General features: G+C 64.7%; 16 protein-coding genes. 15 read left to right on the forward strand and 1 reads right to left on the reverse strand.

The genetic code is table 11. The annotated features are described in order from the left end of the window. Nucleotides 1-525: 525 nt before the first annotated feature. From rimI to G3446_RS17210, 3 genes are all read left to right on the forward strand, one after another. Nucleotides 526-1023, forward strand: coding sequence for a ribosomal protein S18-alanine N-acetyltransferase (rimI, locus tag G3446_RS17200; RefSeq protein ID WP_209262482.1), 498 nt, complete (start codon nucleotides 526-528; stop codon nucleotides 1021-1023). 105 nt (nucleotides 1024-1128) lie between these two features. Then, nucleotides 1129-2709 (forward strand): peptide chain release factor 3, encoded by a 1581-nt coding sequence (locus tag G3446_RS17205; RefSeq protein ID WP_164454068.1) that lies wholly within the window; start codon nucleotides 1129-1131, stop codon nucleotides 2707-2709. Nucleotides 2710-2838: 129 nt separating this feature from the next. Then, nucleotides 2839-3078 carry an acetyltransferase gene (locus tag G3446_RS17210; RefSeq protein ID WP_164454069.1) on the forward strand — a complete coding sequence of 80 codons (240 nt, stop codon included), beginning with the start codon at nucleotides 2839-2841 and terminating at the stop codon, nucleotides 3076-3078. A gap of 130 nt (nucleotides 3079-3208) precedes the next feature. Here G3446_RS17210 and ftsH read toward each other — a convergent pair whose 3' ends face one another. Next, nucleotides 3209-5128 carry an ATP-dependent zinc metalloprotease FtsH gene (gene ftsH, locus G3446_RS17215; RefSeq protein WP_164454070.1) on the reverse strand — a complete coding sequence of 640 codons (1920 nt, stop codon included), beginning with the start codon at nucleotides 5126-5128 and terminating at the stop codon, nucleotides 3209-3211. 153 nt (nucleotides 5129-5281) lie between these two features. On the opposite strand from ftsH, the gene G3446_RS17220 reads away from it, so the two are divergent. The 12 genes from G3446_RS17220 to rpsO all read left to right on the forward strand — a co-directional run bounded on the left by G3446_RS17220 (nucleotide 5282) and on the right by rpsO (nucleotide 17514). After that, nucleotides 5282-6091 carry an ABC transporter permease gene (locus tag G3446_RS17220; RefSeq protein ID WP_164454071.1) on the forward strand — a complete coding sequence of 270 codons (810 nt, stop codon included), beginning with the start codon at nucleotides 5282-5284 and terminating at the stop codon, nucleotides 6089-6091. 155 nt (nucleotides 6092-6246) lie between these two features. Then, nucleotides 6247-7323 carry a beta-N-acetylhexosaminidase gene (gene nagZ, locus G3446_RS17225; RefSeq protein ID WP_164454072.1) on the forward strand — a complete coding sequence of 359 codons (1077 nt, stop codon included), beginning with the start codon at nucleotides 6247-6249 and terminating at the stop codon, nucleotides 7321-7323. Beyond that, entirely contained in the window at nucleotides 7320-7871 is a 552-nt protein-coding gene (locus G3446_RS17230) for a hypoxanthine-guanine phosphoribosyltransferase (protein ID WP_164454073.1), read from the forward strand. The genes nagZ and G3446_RS17230 overlap by 4 nt, the downstream gene beginning before the upstream one ends. Before the next feature lie 210 nt (nucleotides 7872-8081). After that, nucleotides 8082-8540 (forward strand): hemerythrin domain-containing protein, encoded by a 459-nt coding sequence (locus G3446_RS17235; protein ID WP_164454074.1) that lies wholly within the window; start codon nucleotides 8082-8084, stop codon nucleotides 8538-8540. Between the two features lie 244 nt (nucleotides 8541-8784). Continuing rightward, nucleotides 8785-9525 carry an S-methyl-5'-thioinosine phosphorylase gene (locus G3446_RS17240; RefSeq protein WP_164454075.1) on the forward strand — a complete coding sequence of 247 codons (741 nt, stop codon included), beginning with the start codon at nucleotides 8785-8787 and terminating at the stop codon, nucleotides 9523-9525. A gap of 84 nt (nucleotides 9526-9609) precedes the next feature. Beyond that, on the forward strand, nucleotides 9610-10488 hold the full coding sequence (locus tag G3446_RS17245; RefSeq protein ID WP_164454076.1) for a hypothetical protein: 879 nt from the start codon (nucleotides 9610-9612) through the stop codon (nucleotides 10486-10488). A gap of 270 nt (nucleotides 10489-10758) precedes the next feature. Next, nucleotides 10759-11214, forward strand: coding sequence for a ribosome maturation factor RimP (rimP, locus tag G3446_RS17250; RefSeq protein ID WP_164454077.1), 456 nt, complete (start codon nucleotides 10759-10761; stop codon nucleotides 11212-11214). A 227-nt stretch (nucleotides 11215-11441) separates the two neighbouring features. Continuing rightward, a complete protein-coding gene (gene nusA / locus G3446_RS17255) occupies nucleotides 11442-12944 on the forward strand; it encodes a transcription termination factor NusA (protein WP_164454078.1) in 1503 nt (500 codons plus the stop codon). A gap of 18 nt (nucleotides 12945-12962) precedes the next feature. Continuing rightward, the gene (gene infB / locus G3446_RS17260) at nucleotides 12963-15725 is read left to right on the forward strand and encodes a translation initiation factor IF-2 (RefSeq protein WP_164454079.1); all 2763 of its coding nucleotides are present in this window, start codon (nucleotides 12963-12965) and stop codon (nucleotides 15723-15725) included. Then, entirely contained in the window at nucleotides 15722-16117 is a 396-nt protein-coding gene (rbfA, locus tag G3446_RS17265; protein WP_164454080.1) for a 30S ribosome-binding factor RbfA, read from the forward strand. The genes infB and rbfA overlap by 4 nt, the downstream gene beginning before the upstream one ends. A gap of 4 nt (nucleotides 16118-16121) precedes the next feature. Beyond that, complete coding sequence (gene truB, locus G3446_RS17270; RefSeq protein ID WP_164454081.1) at nucleotides 16122-17039, forward strand: tRNA pseudouridine(55) synthase TruB; 918 nt, start codon at nucleotides 16122-16124, stop codon at nucleotides 17037-17039. A gap of 205 nt (nucleotides 17040-17244) precedes the next feature. Beyond that, nucleotides 17245-17514: a 30S ribosomal protein S15 gene (rpsO, locus tag G3446_RS17275; protein ID WP_164454082.1), complete on the forward strand. Its 270-nt coding sequence runs from the start codon at nucleotides 17245-17247 to the stop codon at nucleotides 17512-17514. Nucleotides 17515-17625 lie beyond the last annotated feature (111 nt).

Genomic DNA, 17625 nt, shown 5'->3' on the forward strand with positions numbered 1-17625 from the left:
TCCGTTTGGTGGGTGGAAAGGGGATGACCGCGACGCGGCGTTGCGATGCAGGACTTCCGGAGCAACCTTAAACCTGGCTCATGAAGGAAATGTTGCAGTCCGTGCCTTGGCTTCCAGTTGGTGCCGAGCTGGCGGCATCGGCCGTTCGGGGGCGGCTCCGCCATCGGTGGGACGCGCCTGGGGGCGCGGGCCGATCGGTCTCGCTCGGCAGGGACGCGAGCCGTGCGCCGCTTTTCGAGCCCGACCCGCCGCCGAATACCCTGGCTACTATAGACCCAAAACCGAAAGGGAAGGGCGTGGTCTTTGCGGGCTTTTTCGGGGAATCGATCCTGACATGATCGGAGTCAGCTCGCCTGTGGCCCCGCGTCCTGTCCCCATGCAAACCCCAGGTCGGCCGCGGATCGGCTCGGTGCGGGGCCGACGAGGCTTGCCGTGCATTGACTCTGCACCCTTCGCTTTGGCGTCAAGGCTCGCGTATGGTTTCGCGACCACAAACCTTTCCGTGAAATCTTGGGGCACGCTTCAATGAGCCAGCCCGGCAGCTCGCCGATCATGCGGCTGAGACCCATGTGCGAAGAAGACGTGAGCGCCGTGCTCGCGGTCGAATGCGCCGCCTACGAATTTCCATGGACGGAGGGCATCTTCAACGACTGTCTGCGCGTGGGATACTGCTGCTGGGTGGGTGAGGCCGATGGGGCCATCGTCGCCTACGGCATCATGTCGGTTGCGGTGGGCGAATGCCACATCTTCAATCTGTGCGTGCATCCAGCCTGGCAAGGCTGCGGACTGGGCCGCAGGATGCTCCGTCATCTGCTGTCCGTCGCGCTCAAGCGCAAGGCCGATACCGCCTTCCTGGAGGTGCGGGTGTCGAATGCGAGTGCCAGGTCGCTCTATGCCTCCGAGGGGTTCTGCGAGATCGGTACGCGACGAAGCTATTACCCGGCGCACAAGGGACGCGAGGACGCGACCGTCCTGGCGCGCGAGCTGCGGGGGCTGGAGACTGCCAGCGCTGGGCTCATCTAGGCGCTGATGGAGCCGCCGCGCGCTGTCCGCATCTGTCCAAGAAGCTGATCAGGCAGTTATACTTCCGCGATTTACCAGCGCGAACATCACCTGACTGACAGCTTTATGAGCGAGCTCCAAGAGCAGATCGACAAACGCCGCACCTTCGCGATCATCTCCCATCCGGACGCCGGTAAGACCACACTGACCGAGAAGCTGCTGCTCTTCGGCGGCGCCATTCAGCTCGCCGGGACGGTCAAGGGCCGCAAGGCGGCGCGCCACGCGACCTCGGACTGGATGGAGCTGGAGAAGGAGCGCGGCATCTCGGTGACCTCGTCGGTGATGCAGTTCCCCTATGGCCCAGCGACCGTCAATCTGCTGGATACGCCTGGCCACGAGGACTTCTCCGAGGATACCTACCGCACGCTGACGGCGGTCGACTCGGCCCTCATGGTGATCGACGTGGCCAAGGGCGTCGAGGAGCGCACCATCAAGCTCATGGACGTCTGTCGGCTGCGCGACACGCCCATCCTGACCTTCGTCAACAAGCTCGACCGCGAGGGGCGCGATGCGATCGAGATCCTCGATGAGATCGAGGACGTGCTCAAGATCCGGTGCGCCCCTGTGACCTGGCCCATCGGCATGGGCAAGCGTTTCAAGGGGGTCTATGACCTGCGGACGGGCCGGACGCATCTGTTCAGCGCCCAGCACGGCGGCAAGATCGCCGAGGGCGAGGTGATCGACGGCCTCGACAATCCGCGCATGGACGAGATTCTCGGCGATCAGGCCCAGGAGCTGCGCGAGGAGCTGGAGCTGGTCGAAGGGGCCAGTCATCCCTTGGATCTGGATGCCTATCGCGCCGGCAAGCAGACGCCGGTCTTCTTCGGCTCGGCGATCAACAACTTCGGGGTGCGCGAGCTGCTCGACGCCTTCGTCGATTATGCCCCCGCGCCGCGCCCGCGTGAGACCCGTCAGCGGTTGATCGAGCCAGGGGAAGCGCGTTTCAGCGGATTCGTGTTCAAGATTCAGGCGAATATGGATCCGGGCCACCGTGACCGAGTCGCCTTCATGCGCGTGTGCTCGGGCAGCTACAAGAAGGGCATGAAGATGCGCCACGTGCGCATTGGCAAGTCGATCCAGGTCGCCAACGCCATTACCTTTCAGGCCGACGAGCGTCGGCATGTCGAGGAGGCCTGGCCAGGCGATATCATCGGCCTGCACAACCACGGCACCATCCAGATCGGGGATACCTTCAGCGACGGCGAAGAGATCAAGTATGAGGGCATCCCCTACTTCGCGCCCGAGCTCTTTCGCCGTGTCGTCCTCAAGGATCCGCTGCGGATGAAGGCCCTGCAGAAGGGCGTCTTGCAGCTCTCGGAGGAGGGCGCAACCCAGTCGTTCCGGCCGTTGAAGAACAACGAGCTCATTCTCGGCGCCGTGGGTGTGCTGCAGTTCGACGTCGCGGCCTATCGCCTCAAGGATGAGTACGGTGTGGATGCCATCGTCGAGCCTGTGAGCGTCAAGACGGCGCGCTGGATCGAATGCGAGGATCCCAAGATGCTCGAGCGCTTCAGAGAGAAGTGCTACGAGTACCTGGCGCTGGATGGCGACGATCAGCTGGTCTATCTGGCCCCGACCATGGTGAATCTGAGTCTGGCGGAAGAGCGCTGGCCCGAGGTGCGGTTCTTGGCGACGCGGGAGCTTTAGGGGCCAGGTGTCAGGTGATGCTCGAGCCTTGGCGCGGCTCAGTGGGGTCGTCGATCGCGCCTTGCGAGCCAACGCCCAAGTGCCATACTGAGAGATGAAGGGTGAGTCATTCGATCAGGAGGGCACGCCATGTTTCTCAAGCAGCGCACGACAGGGAAATTGATCGAGGTCTTGAGTCAGCAGGATCTCTTCAATCCGATGCACGGGACCATCATCGGCCGCTATCACGCGGGCGAAGAGCTCCAAGAGCCGGAGCGCTTCGACAAGACCGATCTGGTCTTCACCTCCGATGAGCCGATGCCCAAATGCTGGACCGATGTCCACTATCGGGACGCGGCGGTGTTTCACTATTACAAGAAGGCTTCGTGAAGACGTCTTGATGAGATCGCGCGCTCAGGCGCGCCGAGATTTCAGCGGCCGAAATGAAGAAGGCCTCCGCGACATGTCGCGGAGGCCTTTTTTCGCTTAGCCCGACGAGCCGGGCTTCACGAAGTCGTCATCAAAGGCCGCTTGCCGGCAATGGTGGCTGCTTCGGAGTGGCTCCGCCTTCCGTGGTGCCCGCGCCGCCGCCCGTCGTCGGGGTGGAGCTTCCGGTGTCGTCACCAGACTCGCGCATCCGTCGGCCGGCCATGATGTCGTCGATCTGCTCCTTGGTGATGGTCTCGTACTTTAGGAGCGCCTCGGCCATGGTGTGCAGCTTGTCCATGTTCTCATCGAGCAGCCGCTTCGAGCGCTGGTAGTTGCGGTCGATGATGGCGCGGATCTCTTGATCGATGGTCTGCGCGGTCTCCGGGGAGACCTGCCGTTGCTGGGTGACGGAGCGACCGAGGAAGACCTCGCCCTCGTCTTCCGCATAGGCGAGCGGCCCCATCCCGTCGGACAGCCCGAAGCGCGTGACCATGTTCCGAGCGATGTCGGTCGCACGCTCGATGTCGTTGGAGGCGCCGGTCGTGACGTGCTCGGGACCGAAGATCATCTCCTCCGCCAGACGGCCGCCAAAGAGGCTGGAGATCTGGCTCTCGAGCTGACGCTTGCTCATGCTGTAGCGATCACGCTCGGGCAGGAAGAGCGTCACGCCGAGCGCGCGGCCACGCGGGATGATGCTGACCTTGTGCACGGGGTCGTGCTCTGGGACCAATCGACCGACGATGGCGTGTCCGGCCTCGTGGTAGGCGGTCAGCTTCTTCTCGGATTCGGACATGACGATGCTGCGCCGCTCGGCGCCCATCATGATCTTGTCCTTCGCCTTCTCGAACATCTCCATGTTGACGTCCGTGTGTCCGGCGCGCGCCGCAAAGAGCGCGGCCTCGTTCACCAGATTGGCAAGATCGGCGCCGGAGAAGCCCGGGGTTCCGCGCGCAATGGTCCTGGCTTCGACGTCGTTCGCGATCGGCACCTTGCGCATGTGGACCTCTAGGATGGCTGCGCGCCCGGCCAGGTCGGGCAGGCCGACGACGACTTGGCGGTCGAAGCGTCCCGGACGCAGCAGGGCCGGATCGAGCACATCGGCGCGGTTGGTCGCCGCGATCACGATGATGCCCTCGTTGCCCTGGAAGCCGTCCATCTCGACGAGGAGCTGATTGAGCGTCTGCTCGCGCTCGTCGTGACCGCCGCCGAGTCCCGCGCCGCGCTTGCGGCCGACCGCGTCGATCTCGTCGATGAAGATGATGCAGGGCGCGCTCTTCTTCGCCTGCTCGAAGAGGTCACGCACGCGCGAGGCACCCACGCCGACGAACATCTCGACGAAGTCTGAGCCCGAGATACTGAAGAAGGGCACCTTGGCCTCGCCCGCGATGGCTCTCGCCAGCAGCGTCTTACCCGTGCCGGGCGGGCCGACCATGAGGACGCCGCGCGGGATGCGGCCGCCGAGATTGGAGAACTTCTGCGGGCTCTTGAGGAAGTCCACGAGCTCTGCGACCTCTTCCTTGGCCTCTTCAACGCCAGCGACGTCGCGCAGCGTCACCTTGACCTCGCCCTCGGCGTGCTGGCGCGCGCGGCTCTTGCCGAAATTGAAAATCCCGCCGGCACCGCCACCACCAGCATTGCGGCGCATGAACCAGATCCAGATCCCAGCCAGCACGATGAAGGGCAGCCAGGCGGCCACGATCTGCATCAGCACGCTCGGCTTTTCCGGCGGCTCGGCGCGGATGGTGACGGAGTTGTTCAACAGATCACCCACCAATCCCGGGTCGCCCGGATTGTAGGTCTCGAAGCGGGACCCGTCGGTCCGCACGCCCTTGATGGTTTCATCCTGAATCGTGACCTCCTTGACCGAGCCATCGGAGAGCTCTTGCAGGAACTGGCTGTAGCTCAGGTTGCGCGGCTCGATCTGATCCGGTGCCGTCAGGCTGTTGAGCATCATCACCAGCCAGAAGGTCACGGCGACCCAGAGAAGGATGTTCAGGTTCTTGGCATTCATTCTAACGACTATCCTCGTTGACCTGGCGCGACCTCGAGGGTCAAGGCCCCGTGGCGACGCGCCCTGCTTAATCTACCGGCAAACATCGGGTCTGGGGATCAAAATCCAACAGATTCGTCGGATGATGCCCGCCGTTACCGGAGCTTATCAGTTTTGCGCATCGATTGGACTTGGCGAATAGCGGCCTCGGTGGTGACTCTCTGGGTGCTCTGCGCCTTGCTCGCGCCCCTTCTGGGGCTCGCGCCGACCCGCGTGGACCTCACTGCCATCCTGGCGACACCTGGCGAGCTGTCGCTCTTGGGCAACGACGATCTCGGGCGCCCGGTGCTGGATCGGCTGCTGGCGGGGGCGCGCACCTCGCTCGTCGTCGGTTGTGGCGTGGTGGCCGTCAGTGCCGTGCTCGGTACCTTGATCGGCGGGGCCGGGGCGCTCGCCGGCGGCTGGGCCGATACCGCGATTTCGCGCGCAATCGATCTCTTTATGGCCTTCCCCGGCATCCTGCTCGCGATCGCGCTCGCCGGCGTCATGGGGCCCGGGGTCGACAACGTCATCCTCGCGTTGACCGCCGTCGGTTGGGTCGGCTATGCCCGGCTTGCACGGGCTCAGGTGCTCTCCCTAGTGGGGCGCGATCATGTGACGGCGGCTCGGGCGCTGGGTAGAGGAGGCCCGGCGATCCTGCTCAGACATCTCTTGCCCCTGGCGCTCGCGCCTCTGCTGGTCGAAGCGACCTTCGGCATCGCTTCGGCGGTGGTGGCAGAGGCTGGCTTGTCGTTCCTCGGGCTGGGCGTTCAGCCGCCAGAGGCATCATGGGGGAGCATGATCCGCGACGGCGTCGCCTATTTGCTGGTGGCGCCGCATCTCGTCATTGTGCCGGGCGCTGCGATCTTTTCGGTCGTCCTTTCGGTCAATCTGCTCGGCGATGCCCTGAGAGATCGTCTGGATGTGCGGTTGCGTGCGCCCTGAGCGGGCGTGCCCAGGGCGCTTACGGGTGTCCGTCGGCTCGCCTGAGGTCTTGCGGCTGTGCTACAAAGGGGCCTTGTTGCAGAAGGCGCCGCGTCTCGATTCCATGTTGCCAGTGCTCGCCATCGTTCTGAATCGCTCGGGAGTGACCGACTGAGATGTCGCTCGGCCCCATTATGTTGGATATCGCCGGGACCGCCCTGGGTGCGGAAGATCGCGAGCTGCTGCGGCATCCCGCGGTCGGCGGCGTCATCCTCTTCGCACGCAATTTCGAATCCCCCGAGCAGCTGGCGGCGCTCACCCGCGCCATTCATGGGCTGCGCGAGCCGCATCTGCTGATCGGGGTCGACCAGGAAGGCGGGCGGGTGCAGCGGTTTCGTGAAGGCTTCACGCGTCTCCCGCCGGCCGGGCGGCTCGGTGCTCTCCACGCCGCGGACGCGCGTCGGGCGCGGGCAGCGGCGGCCGCGGTCGGCTGGCTTATGGCGTCCGAGCTGCGGGCCGTGGGCGTGGACTTCAGCTTTGCGCCTGTGCTCGATATCGATCGTGGGGCCAGTCAGGTGATCGGTGACCGGGCCTTCGCCGCTAAGGTGCCGACCATCTGCGAGCTTGCGTCGGCCTGGTGCGAAGGTGTGCGTCGGGCGGGGATGGCCGCGGTTGGCAAACATTTCCCGGGGCATGGTGGCGTCAGCGCCGATTCCCATGTCGAGCTGCCGCGGGATGAGCGCCTTTTCGTGGACCTGGAGATGGAGGATCTCGCCCCCTTCCGGCGCTTGATCGATGGTGGGCTGGAGGCCGTGATGCCCGCTCATGTCGTCTATCCGGCCGTGGACGTCCGGCCTGCTGGATTCTCGCGTCGCTGGCTGCAGGACATTCTGCGGGGCCAGCTCGGCTTCCAGGGGGTGATCTTCAGTGACGACCTCAATATGGGGGCCGCGGACGCCGGGGGCGATTATCCGGGGCGCGCCCGCGTCGCCGCCGCGGCCGGCTGCGACATGCTGCTGATCTGCAACAACCGGCCTGCGGCGTGCGAGATCGTCGCCGCCTTCAAGGACCACCGCGACCCAGCCGCCAATCTCAGGCTGCTGAGGATGCACGGCCGCAAGTGCCTCGAGCACCTTCGATTGCGTGAGCAGCCCGAGTGGCAGCGCGCGATGCGCTATGTGGCCGAGCTCGAAACGCTCGAGACGCTGGATCTCGAGCTCGAAGACCCAACAGATCCGGAGAAAGCAGGATGAAGCTTGATGCAAGCACCTATGCCGGCGTCGCGCAGCGCGCGGAGTGCTTGGTGACCTCGGAGGAGATGGAGGCAGCCTTGGACCGCATGGCGGAGGCGCTGACGACGCGACTTGCAGGCAAGGATCCGCTCGTGCTGTGCGTCATGACCGGCGCCGCGATCGTGACGGGGCTATTGCTGCCACGGTTGGACTTTCAGCTGCGGCTCGACTACATCCACGCGACCCGCTATCGCGGCGAGACGCGCGGTGGGGACATCTTCTGGCGTCACCGTCCGTCAGAGGCGATTCGCGGTGAGCATGTGCTGATTCTCGACGATATCCTCGACGAGGGCATCACCCTGGATCATGTGGCTCGCGCCTGTCGCGAGGACGGTGCGGCCAGCGTTCAGACGGCGGTCTTGGTGGAGAAGATCCGGCCCCATCGCTGCGAGGTCGACGTGGTCGGAGTCAAGGTCGCGGATCGCTACCTCTACGGCTATGGTCTCGACTACAAGGGCTATTTCCGCAACGTGCCTGGCGTCTACGCTGTTGCGGACGAAGACGTGTGATGTGGCGAGCCTTGGGGAATCCGGGAAAATGCCAATATAATTAAAGGCTTTTTGACTCCTGGTGGCTTTTGATCCATCCTCGCGGAAAGCTGCCGGGCGTGCAGCCAGCGGGCGAGCTCCCGACCATGGCGCGGCCCGGTTCCCGAAAATGAGGCTCGGGGGAGTCGCGCGGCTCGACTCACCCTGGCCCGGCGTACTGGAGGATGGACAATGTCGACCCTGGAGAGCTATCGCAACTCGCATTCCGAGCTTCGGCAAATGATCGATGATCTGAGATCGATCCTGCGTCCGGATCTGCTGCACATTCGACCCAACGCCAAGACCGCCTACGAGCTGCTGTGCGATCTCGGCGTGAAGGTGCGGAGCCACCTCGCGGAAGAAGATCGCAGCATCTACCCGACCTTGCTGATTCACGAAGATCCGCGCGTCAAGTCGATCGCCTGGGGCTTCATCAGCGGTGAGAAGCCCCTCCGCAAGATCTTCGACGATTACCACAAGCGCTGGCTGAAGAATTGCGACTTCAATTTCACCGAGGAATTTCTCGCCGAGACGCATGAGGTCTTCGATATGGTGGCGCAGCGCATCGAGCGCGAAGAGCAGGTGCTGCTGCCCAAGCTCGTGGAGATCGGGATGTTTCAGGATCGGCGTGGATCCAATCATGCCGGCTAGTCGCCTCTCGCGCGACCTGGCGCCGAGAGTGTCCCTCTTCCGAGGGGCTGGCTGGACTAGGACGCAGCGCGCGAGCTTGTCGTTGGATCCTTTCGATCCCTGAGTCAATCGCTTAGCGGCCCAGCCGCAAGCCGCCCTCGACCAACGGCGGTGGGGTGATTCCCTGCCGGCGCTGGTCTTTGCGCGTTTGGTTTCCCGCGCACTCTTCGGTAGACTTATGGGCTTTCTGGTAGACGGTGGGTGCATGGGTCTTCTCGCAATCATCGGTGGCTCAGGGTTCAAGAGCCTGCCGACACTGGAGCAGCTGGACGCGCGTCAGCTCGAAACGCCTTACGGCGAGACCTCCGCGCCCGTGACGCGCGGGCGGCTCGGGGAGGCGGAGATCCTCTTCCTTCCCCGGCATGGGCCTTCGCATCACTTGCCGCCGCACTGCGTCAACTACCGGGCGAATCTCTGGGCATTGCGTGAGAGCGGCGCCGATCGCGTCGTCGGGCTCGCGGCGGTCGGGGGCATCACTCCGGCTTTCGGGCCTAGAGTGCTCTCGGTCCCCGATCAGGTGATCGACTACACCTACGGGCGGGCGCACACCCTCTACGACGGGGATGCCGGGCAGGTCGAGCACATCGACCTGACGGAGCCTTACTGCGATTCGCTGCGGCAGGCGTTGATCGAGGCCTGCTCGGAGGCCGGGCGGGCCGTGGTGCCTCACGGATGCTACGGCGCGACCCAAGGGCCGCGTCTTGAGACCGCCGCGGAGATCAGGCGTTGCGAGCGCGATGGCTGCGACATGGTCGGTATGACCGGGATGCCCGAGGCCGGCCTCGCGCGCGAGCTTGGACTCTGCTACGCCAGTCTTGCTTTCGTCGTCAATTGGGCCGCCGGTAAGAGCGGTAGCGTCATAACCATGAAGGAGATCGAGGAGAATCTCGGCCTCTGCGTCGAGCAGGTCATGGCCGTGCTGACGGTCACCGCCACCCGCTGCTGATCGGGCTGGGTGGCTCGGCGCGTCTGGGCTGGAAACAGGTTGTATCGATACAGAAAGACTGCATGCTTGCAGGAGTAATAGAAAATGGCTAGCTCGGAAAACACCTCGTCTCGCTCGGGTATCGGCTTTCTGCCGAAGCTCACCCTCTGGTCGGTTGTGATTGCGTTCGGATATCTCTACCTCAGCTCCGTCGACCGCCAGAGCGGCGATCCGCTCATGGCGTCCTCGCTGATCGACAAGATCTCGGAGGTCAGTCCAATCCCCATCTCTGCTCTGCCGGGCATGTCGAAGGAGACGGATACCTCTAGCTCGGAGGCAGAAGTCGCGGCGGCGGAGACGCCAACGGCCAAGTCGGCCGCGGAGGCCAAGCCGGTCAGTGACGCGGAATCGGCCGTTTTCGCGAAGTCGCTGATGAAGGGCGAGGAGGCGGCTTCCGAGTCCGAAGTTGCTGCGGCCTCCGAGCCCGATGAAGGTCCGGCGGCGCCAAGACGGCAGGCGGCTGTCGCGCCTCCTGCGGCTTATCCTGCATTGCCCGCACAGCCGCAGGCGCCAGTCGCGGCCGCCCCATCCGAGGCAGTCGAGTCGGTCAAGGCGGAGTCGGAAGTCGCCGTGGCGGCGGAGCCGGCGCCGGCGAAGCCCGAGCAGCCGTCGCAGGCTTCGGCTGCCGTCCCGGCGGCTGAGGTGCCTAAGGCGGTCGCTGCTGCGCCGCGTGCTTTGCCGATGGCTCCGCCGGCGCTCCCCGCTGCCCCCGCCACCGCCAAGGATTGGGAGGCGATGCAGGAGCAGCGCAAGCAGGTGCTCGCCCAGCTGGAGGCGATGCGGCGCGAGGCGGACGAGCGGATGCGTGAGTACTGGGAGCGGATGCGGGCGTCTGGCCCCTACGCCTATCCGGGCTATGGGCCCGGCTATGCGCCCGGCTATGCGCCTGGCTACGCCCCGGGTGCCTTCGTCCCACAGCGCTGATGCGCTGAGCGGTTCCCCTGTGGCGAGCCTTCGCTTGCCACAGGGGGCGCCTGATCGACCTCTTGCGGTCGATTACTGATGGATGTATAGTTCATGGGCTTAAGGAGGAGGCGGATCTAGTCGCTAACCACGCTCGCTGTTCAAGAGGCCCCGTTTCGGGGTTTTTTTATCGCTCGCGAAAGAGTGTCATCGCGCTGTATTTCGAGGCGAAATGGCACGGTTATGAGGTTGGGCCGCTGGCCCAATTTTTGTTTGTAAAGGGCGGAATCAATGCAGCCTGCTGATAGCCATCTCACGGTTCTGGCGCGTGGGGTCGTGGAGCCCATGGGCTACGAGCTAGTCGGCGTGGAGTATTTCCAGCATGGTGGGAGCGCGACGCTAAGGGTCTATATCGACCACGAGCGCGGAATCGATCTGGATGATTGCGCAGCCGTCAGCCATCAGCTGAGTGGTGTGCTCGACGTCGAGGATCCCCTGCCTGGGCAGTACGACCTCGAGGTGTCGTCGCCGGGCTTGGATCGCCCCCTGGTGTTTCCCGAGCACTTCGAGCGCTTCGCCGGCAGCCGTGTGAGGGTCCGGCTCATGGAGAAGCTCGAGGATCGGCGTAAGCTCGACGGGCGGCTCCTCGGTTGCTCCGACGGTTCGATTCGGATCGAGGCCGACGGTCGGGAGTGGGAAATCCCCCTGATCAGTGTCGAGTCGGCTCGTCTCGTGCCGGAATTCTAGAGCGGGCGTCTGCGGCGCGGAATCGCTGGTCCCGGATCTGCTGAGCGCCGAGCCCTGGCAGGTCAGCGTGACGAAGGGGTGCGGTCGGCTCGGAGTCAGAAGGTGGCGATCTTCTGCTCCCTGGCTCTCAATGGCTCACCGCCGCTGAGAATGGCGGGGCATCAGTCCCGGGCGGGAGTCGACGCGGGTCGGCGTTTCCTAAGGCTCTGAGTTGGACATATAGTGGAATGAGTAAAGAGATCTTACTGGTCGTAGAGGCCGTTTCCAACGAGAAGGGTGTCCCCGAAGGTGTCATCTTCGAGGCCATCGAGGCGGCGCTCGCCTCGGCGACTCGCAAGAAGCACGGCGGTGAGATCGATGTGCGCGTGACCATCGACCGCAAGACGGGCGACTATCGGACCTTTCGGCGTTGGGAGATCGTTCCGGATCCCGAAGAGGGTGTGCTGGAGGCCCCCGCGCGCGAGATCACTCAATCCGCTGCCGCCATCCTCGAGCCCGAGCTCGGGCTCGGCGACTTCATCGAAGAGGAGATCGAGTCCGAGCTCTTCGGTCGCATCGCCGCTCAGACCGCTAAGCAGGTCATCGTGCAGAAAGTGCGCGACGCCGAGCGCGCCAAGATCGTCGACGCCTTCGCGGAGCGCCAGGGGACGCTCGTCACTGGTATCGTCAAGAAGGCCGAGCGGGGCACCATCGTTCTCGATCTCGGCAACAATGCCGAAGCCCTGGTCCCGCGCGATCATGTGATTCCGCGCGAGTCCGTGCGCCCCGGCGACCGCCTGCGCGGCTATCTTTACGACGTCCGCTCGGAGCCGAAGGGGCCGCAGCTCTTCGTCAGCCGAACCGCGCCCGAGCTACTGATCGAGCTGTTCAAGCTGGAGGTCCCGGAGGTCGGCGAGGGCCTCATCCAAATCCTGGGGGCAGCGCGCGATCCCGGCTCGAGGGCCAAGATCGCGGTGCGAACCTCGGATCCCCGCATCGATCCGGTCGGTGCCTGCGTCGGTATGCGCGGGTCGCGCGTCCAGGCAGTCTCGAACGAGCTGAACGGCGAGCGTGTCGACATCATCCTTTGGGACGAGAACCCGGCCCAGTTCGTCATCAACGCCATGTCTCCCGCGGACGTCGTCTCCATCGTCATCGACGAGGAGGCACGCAGCATGGACGTTGCGGTCAAAGAGGAGAATCTCGCCCAAGCCATCGGGCGCTTCGGTCAGAACGTCCGTCTTGCCACCCAGCTCAGCGGCTGGGAGCTCAACGTCATGAATGAGCAGGATGCGGCGGCCAAGAGCGAGCAGGAGGCGATGCGCTCCGTCCAGGCCTTTGTGGATCAGCTCGGGGTCGACGAAGGGCTAGCGACGCTGCTCGTCGACGAAGGTTTCACGAGCGTCGACGAAGTGGCCTACGTGCCCCTCGCCGAGATGCAGGCGATCGATGAGCTCGATGATGATGCGATCGAGATGCTGCGTGAGCGCGCCAAGGACGTTCTGCTGACGCGAGCCATTGCGAGCGAAGAGGACGCGGAAGCCGCGAGCGAGGCGGACTTGATGACGCTGGAGGGGATGGATGAATCCCTGGTCGAGGCCCTTGCGGCCCGCGGCGTCGCGACGCTCGAGGATCTCGCCGAGCAGTCGGTCGACGAGCTCATGGAGATCGAAGGCATGGACGAAGCGCGTGCCGCCAGCTTGATCATGAAGGCTCGCGAGCCCTGGTTCGCGGATGCCCCAGAGGAATAGAGGTACAAAGGTCAGTCCATGAGTGAAGTCACGGTCAAGCAGCTCGCCTCAACGGTTGGCATTCCAGTCGAGCGTCTTCTTTCCCAATTGAACGAGGCTGGTATTAGCGCAAGTGGCGCGGATACCACCTTGACGGAGCAAGAGAAGCTGCAGCTTCTGGGTTATTTGCGTCGCAGTCACGGCAAGAGCGGTGACGATGAGGCCGCCGCTCCGAGCCAGGTGACGCTGAAGCGCAAATCGGTGAGTGAGCTGCGCCAGCCCGCAGCGGCGCCCCGCAGTACGGCGGGCGTGCGTCCCACGCCGGCGGCGCGCGGCAGCAAGACGGTGAGCGTCGAGGTGCGCCGAAAGCGGACCTACGTCAAGCGTGGAGAGGACGCCGGTGGGGTGTCCAAATCGGCCTCGACGTCCGATTCTCGGCGTGGCTCCAGTGACCGGGGGCGCGGCGGTCGCGCGCGCGCCGCAGCTGCTAGCGCGGGCTTCGATGAGTCGAAGCGGCGCGCCGAGCTCGAGGCGCTGCGTGCCGAGCAAGAGGCGCGGCGCCTCGCCGAGCAGGAAGAGCAGGAGCGCACCGCCCGCGAGGAAGAGCAGCGGCGAATGGAAGAGGCTCAGGTGCGTCGTGCCGAGGAAGAGGCGCGGCGCCTCGCCGAGGAGGAGCGCGTGCGCCAAGAAGGGGCGGCCGCTGCAGCGGAAGGCGCCTCCACGCAAGACACGACAGCGACGGGGGCCGCCGAGGGCGCCGGGCAGGCGACGACGGCGAAGGCGCCGCCGCAGCATCGCGTCGAGCCAGCAAAGCCGAAGAAGGCGACCAAGAAGGCTGCGGAGCCGACGGAAAAAGAGCGCGGCGGCAAGAAGTCGGCGCGGAAGGACGCAATTCGCGCCCGTGATTTGGATGCCTCCGCACGTCCGGATTACGAGGAAGTCGATGGCGCGGGCGGCGGGCGTGGGCCGCGTCGCAAGAGAAAGGGCCCCAAGCCTCAGCTGCAAGACAAGCACGCCTTCCAGCGCCCCACCGCGCCTGTCGTGCGCGAGGTCGAGGTTCCGGAGACGATCTCGGTTGGGGAGCTGGCGAATCGCATGTCTGTCAAGGCCTCCGTCGTCGTCAAGGAGCTCTTCAAGCAAGGCATGATGGTCACTATCAATCAGAACCTCGATCGCGATTCCGCAGCTATCGTCGTCGAGGAGCTGGGACACAAGGCGATCGTTGCCGACGAGCGCGATGCCGAGGGGGCACTCCTGGACGAAGTCGAAGAGCAAGAAGGCCAGTACGAGGCCGCGCAGCGCCCGCCCGTCGTGACCATCATGGGACACGTCGACCACGGCAAGACCTCGCTGCTCGACTACATTCGGCGCACGCGGGTCGCCTCCGGCGAGGCCGGCGGCATCACCCAGCATATCGGTGCCTATCACGTCGAGACGGAGAAGGGAACGATCTCGTTCCTCGACACCCCCGGCCACGCCGCCTTCTCGGCGATGCGTGCGCGCGGCGCCAAGGTGACCGACATCGTGATCTTGGTGGTGGCGGCCGACGATGGCGTCATGCCTCAGACGGTCGAGGCCATCCAGCACGCGCGGGCGGCCGGTGTGCCGCTCATCGTCGCGGTCAACAAGATGGACAAGCCGGAAGCCAACCCCGACCGCGTCATGCAGGAGCTGACGCAGCACGAGGTCCTGCCCGAGGAGTGGGGCGGCGACACCATGATGGTGAAGGTCTCCGCCAAGGCGGGTGAAGGCATCGACGAGCTGCTCGACGCGATTCTCTTGCAGTCCGAAGTCCTGGAGCTCACGGCCCCGGTCGATGGTCCGGCGCGCGGCGCCATTGTCGAGTCCAGCTTGGACAAGGGACGTGGCCCCGTGGCCACTGTGCTGGTTCAAGCGGGGACGCTGCGACGCGGCGATATCATCGTCAGCGGCGGGGAATACGGTCGCGTGCGCGCCATGTTCGACGAGACTGGTGCAAACGTGGAATCGGCGGGTCCCTCCATCCCAGTCCAGGTCTTGGGCCTGTCCGGAACGCCTAACGCGGGTGACGACGTCATTACCGTGAGCGATGAGCGCCGCGCGCGCGAGGTCGCCGACCTGCGCTCGGAAAAACTGCGTCAGAGCCGTTTCGACGAGCAGCGCGGCGCCAGCCTCGATCAGCTCTTCTCCCAGCTCAAGGATGGCGAGCAGAAGTCGGTCAACCTCATCGTCAAGGCGGACGTGCAGGGTAGCCTTGAGGCGCTCAAGGAGAGTCTCGTCAAGCTCAGCAACGACGAGGTCAAGGTGGTCATCGTCGCCTCCGCCGTGGGCGGCATCACCGAGTCGGACGCCAACCTCGCCTTCACCTCGAACGCCATCATGCTCGGCTTCAACGTCCGTGCGGATGCCGCGGCACGCCGCGTGGTCGAGGAGAAGGGGCTGGACCTGCGCTACTACAGCATCATCTACGAGCTGATCGACGAGGTGAAGCAGGCGATCTCGGGGCTCCTGAGTCCCATCATTACCGAAGAGATCATCGGTTTGGCACAGGTGCGCGACGTCTTCCGCTCGTCCAAGTTCGGCGCGATCGCGGGCTCCATGGTGGTCGAAGGCGTCATCCGCCGGAACAGCCCGATCCGCGTCCTGCGCGACAACGTCGTCATCTACGAGGGTGCCCTCGAATCGCTGCGTCGCTTCAAGGAGGATGTCAGCGAGGTCAAGGCGGGCACCGAGTGCGGCATTGGCGTGAAGAACTACAACGACGTCAAGCCGGGTGACCAGATCGAGGTCTTCGAGCGGACCGAGAGGGCCCGCGAGCTGTGAGCGATCGGGAGTTCGATCGCACCGAGCGCATCGGTGCAGAGCTGCAGCGCGTCCTTTCGGTCGCGCTGCGCGATCAGGTCAAGGATCCGCGACTGTCCAACATCACCGTGCATGAAGTGCGCGTGACCCGCGATCTGGCCCATGCCAAGGTCTTCTTCACCTGCTTTCCGGCCGACGAGGACGGTGCGGCCCAGGTCGCGCTTCTGAACGGCCGACTCGCCGGATTTCTTCGGCATCGCCTGGCCAAGGAAGTCCGTTTGCGTACAATTCCACAGCTGCACTTCGTGCATGATGAGTCCATTCGCTATGGCGAGCGCCTGTCGTCCCTGATCGACGACGCGGTCGCTAGCTCAGGGGAGGTGGATCCACAAGGCACGGACCAGGAGCATTGATTCGATGGCACGTCGCCGCAATACGGGACGCCGTGTCACCGGCATCCTTCTCTTGGACAAGCCGCTCGGCTTGACTTCCAACGATGCCCTCCAACGCGTCAAGCGCCACTATCGCGCCGCCAAGGCGGGCCACACCGGCAGCCTCGATCCGCTGGCGACTGGCCTGCTGCCTTGTTGTCTGGGCGATTCGACCAAGTTCTCCGCCTTCTTGCTGGACGCCGACAAGCGTTATCGCGTCCGCGTGCGGCTCGGCATCACCACGACCACGGCCGATGCCGAGGGCGAGGTGGTCGAGGAGCGCCCCGTGGACGGGGTCGACGAGGCGCGCTTGGCCGAGGTGCTGTCGCGGTTCGTCGGGACCATCGACCAGCTGCCGCCGATGTACTCCGCCCTGAAGCACCAGGGGCAGCGCCTCTATGCGCTCGCGCGGCAGGGTGTCGAGGTCGAAAGGCAGCCGCGTCAGATCGATATCCACTCCCTCGACCTGGTGGCCTGCGATCTACCTGAGATCGAGCTCGATGTTCATTGCTCCAAGGGCACCTATGTGCGCACCCTGGCGGAGGACATCGGCAAAGCGCTGGGCTGCGGCGGCCATGTGAGTGAGCTCAGACGCACCGGCGTTGGACCCTACATCGAGTCCACCGCGCCATTCGTCCCGCTCGATGACATTGCCGCGCTTGGCGACCAGGGTGATCTTCAAGCCCTGGATGCGCTCCTGCTGCCGCTGGATACCGCGCTTGGACACTGTCCGGCGGTCCGGCTCTCGGAAGACGCGGCCTTCTATCTGCGTCAGGGGCAGGCCGTTCTGGTGCCTCAGGCGCCGACCGAGGGCTTGGTGCGCCTCTACGATCCGTCCGCCCGCTTCGTGGGTGTGGGCGTCATTGCGGACGACGGCAAGGTGCAGCCGAAGCGGCTGATCTAGCAGGCTCGTCCAGACATCTGATGCGTCCGGGCGGTTGTTTGATCCGCCTGCTTAATGGACAGACTTTCCAGAAGCACTAGAATTCCGACCAGTTTTATCGACCGGCCGAATCCCCCTGAAGTCATTGTCGGGTGGATTCTCCCAGCGGCCCCGGCTGCCGGGCATGGCCTTTTCCTTCATCCTGAAACCATTTAGGAGACAAGCAATGACGATGAATGCTGAGGACAAGAAGAAGATCGTTGACGAATACGCACGCGGCGACCGAGACACCGGCTCGCCCGAGGTCCAGGTTGCGCTGCTGACGGCACGCATCCAGCAGCTGACCGAGCACTTCAAGGAGCACAAGCATGACCACCACTCCCGTCGCGGGCTGGTGCGCATGGTCAACTCCCGTCGGAAGCTGCTCGACTACCTGAAGCGCAAGGATCTGGACCGCTATCGTGATCTGATTTCGCGTCTGGGGCTGCGTCGCTAAGATGCGTCCCACTTCCGGCGAGCCGGCGCCCGCTTGGCGGGGGCCCGGGAGTAGGGGCGCGGGGGGCCTAAGGGCGCCCGTGGAGGAGGAAAAAAAAAGAGAGCGCCCGGA

It is taken from the genome of Thiorhodococcus minor (assembly GCF_010820565.1).
GTDB lineage: Bacteria > Pseudomonadota > Gammaproteobacteria > Chromatiales > Chromatiaceae > Thiorhodococcus > Thiorhodococcus minor.